Origin of the sequence: Echinicola shivajiensis (assembly GCF_018642165.1) — a bacterium.
GTDB classification, from domain to species: domain Bacteria; phylum Bacteroidota; class Bacteroidia; order Cytophagales; family Cyclobacteriaceae; genus Echinicola; species Echinicola shivajiensis.
This window is the reverse complement of the sequence record NZ_JAHHZM010000010.1, coordinates 109,225-121,432: the sequence shown is the minus strand read 5'-3', so window position 1 is coordinate 121,432 and position 12,208 is coordinate 109,225. Positions and strand designations below refer to the sequence as shown.

7 protein-coding genes are annotated in these 12,208 nt (G+C 39.1%); 5 read left to right on the top strand and 2 right to left on the bottom strand.

All coding sequences use genetic code 11. From position 1 onward, the window contains the following. Window positions 1-12: 12 nt before the first annotated feature. The 5 genes from metH (at window position 13) to KMW37_RS16395 (ending at window position 9,156) form a co-directional block, all read left to right on the top strand. A complete protein-coding gene (metH, locus tag KMW37_RS16415; protein WP_215225742.1) occupies window positions 13-2,718 on the top strand; it encodes a methionine synthase in 2,706 nt (901 codons plus the stop codon). Window positions 2,719-2,798: 80 nt separating this feature from the next. Next, complete coding sequence (gene metF, locus KMW37_RS16410) at window positions 2,799-3,752, top strand: methylenetetrahydrofolate reductase [NAD(P)H] (RefSeq protein WP_215225741.1); 954 nt, start codon at window positions 2,799-2,801, stop codon at window positions 3,750-3,752. 183 nt (window positions 3,753-3,935) lie between these two features. Beyond that, window positions 3,936-6,560 carry a glycoside hydrolase family 95 protein gene (locus KMW37_RS16405; RefSeq protein WP_215225740.1) on the top strand — a complete coding sequence of 875 codons (2,625 nt, stop codon included), beginning with the start codon at window positions 3,936-3,938 and terminating at the stop codon, window positions 6,558-6,560. 266 nt (window positions 6,561-6,826) lie between these two features. Beyond that, complete coding sequence (locus KMW37_RS16400) at window positions 6,827-7,816, top strand: formylglycine-generating enzyme family protein (RefSeq protein ID WP_215225739.1); 990 nt, start codon at window positions 6,827-6,829, stop codon at window positions 7,814-7,816. A 20-nt stretch (window positions 7,817-7,836) separates the two neighbouring features. After that, window positions 7,837-9,156 carry a Gfo/Idh/MocA family protein gene (locus tag KMW37_RS16395; protein WP_215225738.1) on the top strand — a complete coding sequence of 440 codons (1,320 nt, stop codon included), beginning with the start codon at window positions 7,837-7,839 and terminating at the stop codon, window positions 9,154-9,156. Between the two features lie 125 nt (window positions 9,157-9,281). On the opposite strand, the gene KMW37_RS16390 is transcribed toward KMW37_RS16395, so the two are convergent. Continuing rightward, window positions 9,282-10,631: a Gfo/Idh/MocA family protein gene (locus KMW37_RS16390; RefSeq protein ID WP_215225737.1), complete on the bottom strand. Its 1,350-nt coding sequence runs from the start codon at window positions 10,629-10,631 to the stop codon at window positions 9,282-9,284. A gap of 143 nt (window positions 10,632-10,774) precedes the next feature. Then, complete coding sequence (locus KMW37_RS16385; RefSeq protein WP_215225736.1) at window positions 10,775-12,160, bottom strand: 3-keto-disaccharide hydrolase; 1,386 nt, start codon at window positions 12,158-12,160, stop codon at window positions 10,775-10,777. Window positions 12,161-12,208 lie beyond the last annotated feature (48 nt).

Here is a 12,208-nt window from a genome sequence, read left to right as displayed (position 1 = left end):
AGAACAGTGGGAATGGACAATAATAGAAAACATGATCTTTTAAAGCTATCAGGGCTTGAACCTTTGGTTTTTACACCAGAATTGAACTTTGTCAATATTGGTGAAAGGACGAATGTAACAGGATCTAAAAAGTTTGCCAGATTAATTCTTAACGGCCAGTTTGACGAAGCATTAGAAGTAGCCTTGGACCAGGTTCGTGGCGGTGCACAGGTCCTTGATGTCTGTATGGATGAAGGGATGCTGGATGGTGAAGCTGCCATGGTCAAATATCTTAACCTTTTGGCTTCCGAACCTGAAATAAGCAGAATTCCAATAGTGATAGATAGTTCAAAATGGAATATTATCCTTGCTGGATTGAAGTGTATCCAAGGTAAGGGAATAGTTAATTCCATCAGTTTGAAAAACGGTGAGGAAGAGTTTGTCAGCCAAGCCAAGATCATCAAGAAGTTTGGTGCTGCTGTGGTAGTGATGGCTTTTGATGAAGATGGACAAGCCGATACTTACCAAAGGAGAATAGACATTTGTAAAAGGAGCTATGATACTCTTGTGGAGAAAGTGAATTTCAATCCTCAGGACATCATTTTTGATCCAAATATCTTCCCTGTAGCCACAGGGATGGAAGAACATAAAACCAATGCCATAGACTTCTTTAAGGCCACCCAGTGGATTAAAGAAAACCTTCCCGGAGCCAAAGTAAGTGGTGGGGTGAGTAATGTCAGCTTCTCATTCAGGGGCAATAACCCTGTAAGAGAGGCTATGCACGCCGTATTCCTTTACCATGCCATCCAACATGGAATGGATATGGGAATTGTTAACCCAAGTATGCTTGAGGTATATGATGATATTCCAAAGGATCTTTTGGAACATGTAGAAGATGTAATCTGGAACAAAAGGGAAGATGCTACTGAAAGATTGTTGGATTTTGCAGAGACAGTTAAGTCCACGGGCAAAAAAGAGGCGAAAAGTGAAGCATGGAGGGAAGATCCTGTAGCCAAGCGAATGGAACATTCCTTGGTAAAAGGTATCATTGATTTTATAGAGCAAGATGCAGAAGAGGCCAGACAGGAACTTAATAGTCCACTAAAGGTAATTGAAGGACCTTTGATGGATGGTATGAACGTTGTAGGGGATCTCTTTGGATCTGGTAAAATGTTCTTGCCACAAGTGGTTAAGTCTGCCCGTGTAATGAAAAAGGCAGTAGCCTATTTGGAACCATTTATGCCAAAGGCAGGTGATGCTGATTTTGATGAGGGCAGCAGTTCTATTAAAAAGGTATTATTGGCCACTGTCAAAGGAGATGTTCATGATATTGGAAAGAATATCGTCGGTGTGGTTTTGGCTTGTAACAGCTATCAAATTATAGATTTGGGCGTAATGGTTGATGCCCAGAAAATCATTGATGAAGCCATCAAGAATAAGGTGGATATCATTGGCTTAAGTGGTTTGATTACTCCATCACTGGATGAAATGGTCAATGTAGCTTCTGAGATGGAGCGCCAAGGCTTAAAAATTCCATTGTTGATCGGGGGAGCAACAACCAGTAGAATCCACACGGCTGTTAAAATTGATCCTGTATACAGTGGAACCGTGGTTCATGTCATGGATGCATCCAAATCAGTCCCAGTTGCGGGTGAAGTAATCAGTGAAGAAACCAAAGTGGCTTTCCATCAAAAAATGAAAGCTACTTATCAAGAATTAAGGGAATCTCACCAAGCTAAACAAGAGGCAAAGCAATTGGCCACTTACGATGAGGCAAAAGCAAACCATACAGTTATAGATTGGAATAGTTTTGTACCTGTTAAACCTGAAAAGCTTGGTAGGACAATTATTGACCTAGACCTTAAAACCTTAAGGAATTATATAGATTGGACACCATTCTTTAGTACTTGGATGTTGGCCGGGAAATTCCCGAAAATCCTTAAAGATGAAGTAGTAGGGGAGCAAGCTTTAAAGCTTTATAATGATGCCAATGATATGCTGGACAGGATCATTAACGAATCTTGGCTAGACGCAAAGGCTGTTATTGGATTATACCCAGTTAGAAGGTCTGGAGACGATATTGTTATTTTAGACGAGCATCATCAGGACACTTCCACCACTTTCCACTTCCTTAGACAACAAGGTAAAAAGGGAAAAGGAGTTCCAAACCGTTCATTAGCGGATTATTTGCATCCAGATCAGGTAGATTATTTTGGTGGATTTGCTGTTACTGCTGGATTAAGAATGGACGATAAAGTAGAGGAGTTTAAGGCAAAGACAGATGATTACAATGAAATCATGTTAAAGGCGCTTGCTGACAGATTGGCTGAAGCAGCTGCAGAATATATGCATGAAGAGGTAAGGAAAAAGTATTGGGGTTATGCCAAATCAGAGCAATTCGATAATGAAGCTTTGATCAAGGAAGTATATGCAGGTATTAGACCTGCTCCTGGTTATCCTGCCTGTCCAGAACATTCTGAAAAAATTAGCCTATTTGAATTGTTGAATGCCGAGGAAATTGGCATTTCTCTAACTGATAGTTATGCCATGTTACCTACTTCCTCTGTAAGTGGGTTTTACTTTGGAAACCCTGACAGTAAATATTTTGGATTAGGGAAAATCGCAGAAGACCAAGTGGTTAGTTATGCCCACCGCAAGGGTATTTCAAAGGAAAAAGCAGAAAGGCTCCTAGCTCCTAATTTGGCCTACAATCCAAAACTCAACCCTGTAATGCAATAAAGATTAGCTTTGACCAAGGGGTCTGTTGACTATTACTAGCTATTAATAGTCAATGGACCTAATGACAACCATATATAAAAATGAAAGTAACCGAACACATTAAGCAAGCGAAAAAAACCCTTTTTTCATTTGAAATATTACCACCTTTAAAAGGACAAAGTCTTAATGAAATGCTTGATGGGATTTCTCCATTAATGGATTTTAACCCTCCATTTATCGATGTAACTTATCACAGAGAAGAATTCATCTACAAGAAGCATCCTAATGGGCTTTTGGAGAAGGTAAGTACCCGTAAGAGACCTGGCACAGTTGGGATTTGTGCTGCCCTAATGAACAGGTTCAAAGTGGACGCAGTACCTCACATTCTATGTGGTGGATTCAACAAGGAGGACACAGAAAATGCCCTTATTGACCTGAATTTTATTGGCGTAGAAAACATCCTTGCATTAAGAGGTGATGCACCAAAATCCGAAGGCAGGTTTGTTCCGGACGAAAACGGTCACAATTTCACCAATGAATTAGTAACCCAGATTGTGGGAATGAATCATGGCAAATACCTTCATGAAGAAACCGAAACCGGATTTCATACGGATTTCTGCGTCGGAGTAGCAGGTTATCCTGAAAAGCATTTTGAAGCACCAAGTTTCAAATTTGACCTCAAATACCTCAAAGCGAAAGTGGATGCTGGAGCCGAGTACATTGTTACACAAATGTTTTTCGATAATGAAAAGTATTTTGATTTCGTGAAGGAAGTTCGGGCTGCTGGTATTGATGTTCCTATTATTCCAGGCTTAAAGCCAATTACCACTTTAAAGCAGATCACTATGCTGCCTAGTATCTTCTTCTTGGATCTTCCAGATCCATTAATGAATGAACTAGAAAAGTGTAAAAACAATGCTGATGTAAGAGAGGTGGGAATCGAATGGGCCATTCAGCAAAGCAAAGAGCTGATTGAATTTGGTGTTCCTTGCTTACATTATTATACCATGAGTAAAGCAAATACGGTATATAAGGTCGCCAGTGAGGTTTTTTAATCATTGATAATTTTCACTAATGAGACCATTTCACATTTACTTGTGGAATGGCCTTTTCTTTTATTAGGGCATTGAAAAGATAATATTAGTTTCGGATAAGATACAATTGTAATAATCCACACAGAGAGTGTAGTTTTATTTTTTAGAACTCATTTATGATATATTTACAAATCCAACTGCCCAATGAAGCTGTTCACTAAGTCCTATTTTTTTCTGGCCCTCTTTTGTCTTATCAACTCATGGAGTTTTGCCCAAGATAAATCACCAATTCAAATAAATGACCAAGATCTTCAGGTCTGGTATGATAGTCCTGCAAAAGAATGGACAGAAGCTATTCCTATAGGAAATGGCTTTATGGGAGGAATGATCTATGGTGATCCGATAAATGAACGTATTCAGTTAAACGAAGGGACTTTGTATTCCGGGGATCCTGATTTCACTTTCAAGAGCATCAACGTACGCAAGCGCTATCCTGAAGTTATGGCCTTATTGGAGTCCGGAGAATATGGAGAAGCTCAAGAGATAATCAAAAAAGATTGGTTGGGCAGGGCACAGCAATGTTTTCAGCCTATGGGAGATGTTTGGATAGATTTTGATCATAAAGGAGAAATAAAAAACTACAAGAGAAATCTGGATTTGGCCCAATCTATTGTCAAAGTAAGCTACGAAGAAGGAGGAGTAAACTATGCACGGGAGTATTTTGCGAGTTATCCAGACCATTTGATTGCCGTAAAACTATCGGCGGATAAATCAGGTGCCATCACTTGTGAACTAAAACTCTCTACTCCACATAAGCCCACTGAAAAAGTTTTCAATAATGAAAATCAATTGGTACTACAAGGGAAGGCTCCTGGAATTGCCCTAAGAAGGTCGCTTCAAACAGTACAGAATATTGGAGACCAACATAAATATCCTGAGATATTTGATATGAATGGCAATATAAAGCCTGGAGCAAGTCAAGTCATGTACGATGAAGATGTATTTGGCTTAGGGATGGCCTTTGATACACGCGTGGAGACTAGGATAAACGGAGGAAAGACCCTTGCAGAAAATGGCAGTATAAAAGTAATAGGAGCCGATGAAGTGGTTTTCTTAATATCAGCTGCCACCAGCTATAATGGATTTGATAAATCTCCCGTACGAGAAGGAGTGGATGAGAAAGCTAAATCCAAGGGCTTTTTAAAAGCTGTAGAGAACAAAAGTTATGCATCACTTTTAGAAAAACATACCAATGATTATCAGCAGCTATTTGATCGGGTAAAAATAAAACTGGATAAACAAACTAAGCAATCTAAGCTTCCGACTGACCAACGATTACTTCAATTTGCCAATGGCAAAGACCAATCTTTGGTAGGTTTGTACTTTCAATTTGGCCGTTATTTGATGATTTCAGGTTCCCGACCTGGAGGTCAACCACTAAACCTGCAAGGTATTTGGAACGATAAGGTGATTCCTCCTTGGGCCAGTGCTTATACCATGAATATCAACCTTGAAATGAATTATTGGCCTGCAGAACTGACCAATCTTTCTGAATGTCAAGAACCGCTCTTTACAGCTATTGATGAACTGGCTATCAATGGTCAAGAAACAGCCAAGCAGATGTTTGGCAACCAAGGATGGTTGGGAAATCATAATATGACTGTTTGGAGGCATGCAGAACCTGTTGATATGTGCGAGTGCTCGTTTTGGCCTATGGTGGCTGGATGGTTAATGAGCCACAAATGGGAACATTACCTTTACAGTGCTGATAGATCATTCTTAAAAACTGAAATCTTTCCATTATTGGAAGGGGCGGTATTGTTTTACAAAGATTGGTTAGTTCCTAATAAGGAAGGTTATTTGGTCACTCCCGTGGGACATAGTCCCGAAAACAAATTTATCTACAGAGATAAAGAAATCTCTACGCAAAGTCCTGGACCTACCATGGACATGGCAATTATTCGTGAGTCATTTAGCCGGTATTTAGATGCCTGTAACTTACTTGACTTGCAGTCAGAACTCAGTAAAGAAATAAATGATAAATTGAGCAAATTACTACCCTATCAAATAGGTAAATATGGGCAGCTACAGGAATGGCAATTTGATTTTGAGGAGCTAGAGCCAACACATAGACATATTTCCCATTTGTATGGATTCCATCCTGGCAACCAGATAAATTGGAATAATACTCCAGAGCTAGCAGCAGCTGTAAAGAAATCTATGGAACGCCGGGGAGATCAGGCAACCGGTTGGTCAATGGGCTGGAAAGTGAATATATGGGCAAGACTTTATGATGGAGATAAGTCGCTACAATTATTGACCAACCTACTGCAATTGGTAAAGGAAAATGAAAAGGGAGGAAGTAGAAGTGGTACTTATACCAACCTATTTGATGCGCATCCTCCTTTCCAAATTGATGGTAATTTTGGAGCTACAGCTGGCATTGCAGAAATGTTATTACAAAGTCATGATGGAGCAGTCCACCTTTTACCAGCCTTACCTAAATCTTGGGATTCGGGCAAGATATCAGGACTTAAAGCTAGAGGTAATTTTGAAGTGGCCATAGAATGGTCAAAAAACAAACTTAAAAAAGGACAAATCATTGCTAACTCAGGAGGAGTATTACCCTTGAGAAGTGTGACACCACTCTCCTTCAATGATGGAATCAGCATTCTAGAAAAACAAAGTAACGAACTACTTGAACCTATAATGCCTGGAGATTTCCTTAATCACTTTGAGGGTGAAATCAAAGACAAAAAAGAAGCATCATTTTTTGAATATTTCATACAAACAGTGCCTGGTCAAATAATCAATTTTAGCGAAAAATAAAACAGGGTTTTATCGAAGTGATTTTTCATTTAATGTTTCCGATTCCTATGATCAACATGATATTGATCATAGGAATCGGAACACTGTTTAAAAAAGGACAAACAATTCTTTATTAAAACACATAATTTGTCATTGAGGCAAAAAAGGAATTAAATTCAGGAAATTAAGTCCAATTAAAATTTCCCTCATTATTTATATGAATGGACAATCGATTTTATAAATAGTTCTTATATTGTGAGCCAAATATTATTAAAAGTACAAGTTATATGTTGATTAATAAGTTCTTTTTGGCTGCAGTTTTGGCAGGTGGAATTCTACCAAGTCAAGAAAATGCCAAGATTGATTCTGTTGATTTTAAAGCTTATCAACAAGAAATCCCTAATACCCAATTGACCTTTGGACTGACTCCTATACCTGCTGGAAAGTTTGTAATGGGAAGCCCAATTTCTGAAAAGGACCGAGAGTCAGACGAAGGCCCACAAAGAGAAGTAGAAATCGACGCCTTTTGGATGGGAACCCATGAGGTTACATGGGATGTTTTTGAATTGTTCCTTAATAAAAATTATGAAGCTTCTGTAAGTGAAAAAGCCCTTAGTCCAGAGGTAGATGGATTAACCCGTCCTTCTACACCTTATTTAGATATGACATTTGGTATGGGCAAGGAAGAAATGCCTGCTATTGGCATGACCCAATACGGGGCTATTCAATTCTGCAAATGGCTTTATACCAAAACAGGTGTATTTTACAGGCTTCCAACAGAAGCTGAATGGGAATATGCTGCTAAGGCAGGCAGCGAATCTGCTTACTTCTTTGGAGATGACGCCAGTAAATTGGGAGAATATGCTTGGTATGCTGAAAATTCCGAAGAAAGTACACATAAAATTGGCCAGAAAAAAGCCAACCCATGGGGATTGTTCGATATCTATGGCAATGTAATGGAATGGACTGGTGATGCTTACGTTCCTAATTATCCAGAAGCAAATGGTCCTGTTTCTAATCCACAGGAAACTACTGATGAATTATATCCTAGAACGATTAGGGGAGGAAGTTATGTAAGCGAAGCTACGGAACTTAGAAGTAGTAACCGATTTGCCTCAACCCCAGATTGGAAACAAATCGATCCACAAATCCCAAAGAGCCAATGGTGGTTCCCTGAAGCTCCATTCTTGGGTATCCGTGTGGTTAGACCATTGGAAACTCCATCTGAAGAAGAAATTATGGCTTATTATAACCAAGCCCCAATTGATGACTATTAATCATAAAACCTATAAATAACATGAACCTTAAACAAAAAAATGACAGAAGGGATTTTTTGAAAACCACCGCATTAGTTACCGGTGGTGCCATGATAAGCCCTTTTACTCTTCCAGGTGCCTATGCCGCTGGATCTGATGAAATCAAGATTGCCTTGATTGGCTGTGGTGGTCGTGGAACCGGTGCTGCTTTCCAAGCTTTCGGTACAGACCAAAATATCAAATTGGTCGCAATGGCTGATGCTTTTAGAGATAGATTGGATAATAGCTATGATGCTTTATCGAAAAAAATAGGACCTGAAAAAGTACAAGTTCCAGAAGATAAAAAGTTTGTAGGTTTCGATGCTTACAAAAAAGCCATCAAAGAAGCCGATGTAGTGTTATTGGCAACACCTCCGGGTTTCAGACCGATGCACTTTGAAGAAGCTATCAAACAAGGCAAGCATGTCTTTATGGAAAAGCCGGTAGCAGTAGATGCCAATGGTATCCGTAGGGTAATTGCTGCTGCTGAAAAAGCAAAAGCGCAAAAGTTAAACGTCGTTGTAGGCCTTCAGAGAAGATACCAAGACAACTATATTGAAACCATCAAAAGAATTCAGGATGGTGCTATTGGTGAAGTAGTAGGAGGTCATGTTTACTGGAATGGAGGCGGAGTTTGGACCCGTGCCAGACAGCCAGAGCAAACTGAAATGGAATACCAAATGAGAAATTGGTATTATTTTAACTGGCTTTGTGGAGACCATATTACAGAGCAGCACGTTCATAATTTGGATATTGCCAACTGGGTAAAAGGTGGTTATCCTGTCAAAGCAGAAGGTACTGGTGGTAGAATGGTAAGAACAGGATTGGATACAGGTGAAATTTTTGATCACCATACTATTCGATTGACCTATGCAGATGGTACTATTATCAATAGTGAGTGTCGTCACTTCCCCGGCGCAGATAATAAAGTAGATGAATCCTTTATTGGAACCAAAGGACGTGCCTATATGAATGCAGGTAATGTAGGTAAAATCTGGGGATTAGATGGAAGCGAACTTTATAACCACGATGGCAAGGGCAATATCAACCCTTATCAACAAGAGCATAATAAGCTATTTGGTGCTATTGTAAATGGTGAATACAAATATGAAGATGCTACAAGGGCTGCCATGAGTACTATGACGGCTATATTGGGCAGAAATGCCACATATTCTGGTAAGGAAATCACTTGGGATGAGGCCTTTAATTCAGAAATTGACCTTATGCCAGAAACTTATACTTGGGATGCTATGCCTAAGGTACTTCCAAATGAAGATGGACTTTATCCTCATGCGGTACCAGGAAAAACTAAGGTGGTGTAATTGAACCTTAATCAAATCCTAAAGGCCATAAAACTATCGTTTTATGGCCTTTTTTTAATAATTAATAGTTTAAAAAAAAGCGGGGAATTATAATTCCCCGCTATTAACTTCATGGTTGCTATATATTAAATGGTTGGTTCGTAACCTTTTTCATATTCTCTTGACCAAAGCTTTTTAGCTTCCTTGTTATTGATGATATGACCATTTTTAGGATCACATTCCAGAACCTCACCAGTTCTTGAAGCTATATTGGCCAAGTGGCATAGTAAGGTACTTTTAGCTCCTTCATCAATAGGGGAGTTTTGTTTTTCTTTACCCCTAATAGCCTCAAAGAAATTGTATACGTGAGTTGTAGAAACATCTCCACCACCACCTAAGGCAGTAGCTGATTCAGATCCTTTACCATAATTCTCTCTTACCAATTTACCACCACGATCATACTGCTTATACCCACTTCTATCTATAAATACAGAACCTTCAGTTCCATAAATAATTGTTCCTCTTCCACCACCGTAGGTTTGCATTCCATTTCGACTTTTTCCATCCCATTGGATGGTCTTGTTGTCTTCAAACTTAAATACCGCATCCATGGTATCATACATGGTCCAGCCATCGTCTTCCCAATGGTACTTTCCTGAGTCCACCATGACCCTGTTAGGGAAATCAACTCCCAATGCCCATCTGGCGATATCCAATTCATGAGTGGCATTATTACCGGTCTCCGCAGTACCGAAGTCCCAACCATACCAGTGCCAGTTATAATCCCAAGTATCGTGCATATATTCCTTCCTTGGCGAAGGCCCCTGAAAAAGATCCCAGTCCAAGCCTTTTGGTACAGGAGCTTTTGTAGGATTAGGCACCTTTCCCCTAGAATTAGAATAGAAAGCCGTAGCCTTATAAACTTTTCCTAATGCTCCTTCATGGATCGCATTGACAATTTCATTACTTGGTAGGGAAGACCTTTGTTGATTTCCCATCTGAATGACTTTATTATACTTCTTTTGATACTCTACTAAAAGCTCTCCTTCTCTAGGATTATGGCTACAAGGCTTCTCAACATAAACATGTTTCCCCGCTTCCACAGCCATCCATGTACCTGGAGCATGCCAATGATCAGGAGTGGCATTGATAAGGGCATCTACCTCTTGATCCTCAATTACCTTGAAAATACTATTTTCCAACTTTGGGCTGTATCCCAAAAGGCTATGAAATTTCTTTCCGGCCTTTTCTCTTTGGGATTCCATCACATCACATAGGTAAACCAGATTAACATTGGATTGTGGTAATTTAATAGGATCATAATAAGCGCCCAATCTCCTGCCTAATCCACATATTGCCACATTTAGGCGTTCATTGGCCCCAATAATATTTCCATAGCTCTTGGCTGAAAAACCCAGAGCTCCCAAACTGGAAATCCCTGCTGTAGCCAAAGCAGACTTTTTGATAAATTCTCTTCTGTTATTTTTATTCTTCATAATTAAACGGAATATTGATTCTAATTTTTTGGGACTATTATTAATTGACCTTTAAAGAACAAATGACCCCAAATACCAATTTTAATTGGACCTGGAGTCATCAGTATAGCTGTTTAAAAGCAACATGTAAATTTCAAATAATATTACTTGAGCTCCTTAATCTTAATGGACTTAAAGCTCACTCTGTTGCCATGATCCTGTAATAGGATATGACCTTCAGGTGCTTCGCCAAAGTTCTCCCAGTTCTTATATTTACTACCAGCTACCAATTTTCTGAATTCATCAGAACCTCTAACATATTCTACCACCTTAACTCCATTTAGATAATGTTCGACTTTATTGTCTGGGTATACCACAACTCTACCTTGGTTCCACTCACCAATTGCCTTAGTAAATCTTCCTTGCTTGTCGGCTTTAATCAAATCATAAAGAGAAGATAGAGTACGGTTTCCATCTTTTCCTTTTTTTGCATCTGGATGTTTTTCATCATCTAGGATTTGATATTCCAAACCAATAGCAGAACCACTATTTCCCTCACTTAGTGTCACAAAATACTTAACGCCACTGTTAGCTCCTTCAGAAAGCTTAAACTGGAAAGATAGATCAAAAGCACTGTATTTATCCTTGGTAACAATGTCACCATAAGTTTCTGACTCACTACCATCTGATTCTTTGATAGTCAATACACCATTTTCAACTATCCAACCATTTGATGGGAATTCTTCTTTATAGGCAGCTTTCCATCCATCATGATTTTGACCATTGAACAAAAGTTTCCAACCATCTTCTTTTTCATAATCTGTCAATGTATTATCAACAGTGCTTACCACATAATGTCCAGCTGGGAAAGGCTTAGACTCTAGGTTTCCAGTTTTAACCTTAATATTCTTAAAATATGTTTTTCTACCAGCGTGATCAGGATTGCTTCCAATACCATGCACTTGCAAACCGATAAAACCTTTGCTGTCCATATCATCAACTACATAAGCGACAGGCACACCGTTTACCCAAGTTTTGATTTCATTTCCGATAGCCTCAATTCTATAGTGGTTGTATTCGTCTAATTTGAAGGCTTTTCTAGCCTCTTCATTTAAGGTCAACGGGTATAGCCAACCTCTTCTAGCCTCATCATATAGTCCGCCAGACCAAGCTCTTTCTTTTGGATCAGCTTCGATTTGGTAACCAAATACTCTGTTTTTCTCGGCATTATATTGTCCTCTGGTCATTACACCTGAATTACTGGTTTCATCTTCAATTTTAAGATCCAGCTCAACGATATAATCTGAATATAGCTTTTCAGTACAAAGGAAAGTGTTTGGCGTATTTACTTTAGAAATACCAACGATTGCACCATCCTCAATCTTAAATTCAGCTTCACCACCTAGTGCCTTCCAGCCTTCTAGTGATTCACCATCAAATAATGAGGTCCATGATTCTTTCTGGACACTTGATTCGGCCTTTTGGGAGCAGGAAAAGGAAATTAATCCTCCAAGGATTAACGCTGCAGTAAAAGAAAATTTCTTAAACATGATTTTTCTATTTGATTAAATTATTCAAGTCTAAAAATGACAATTAAA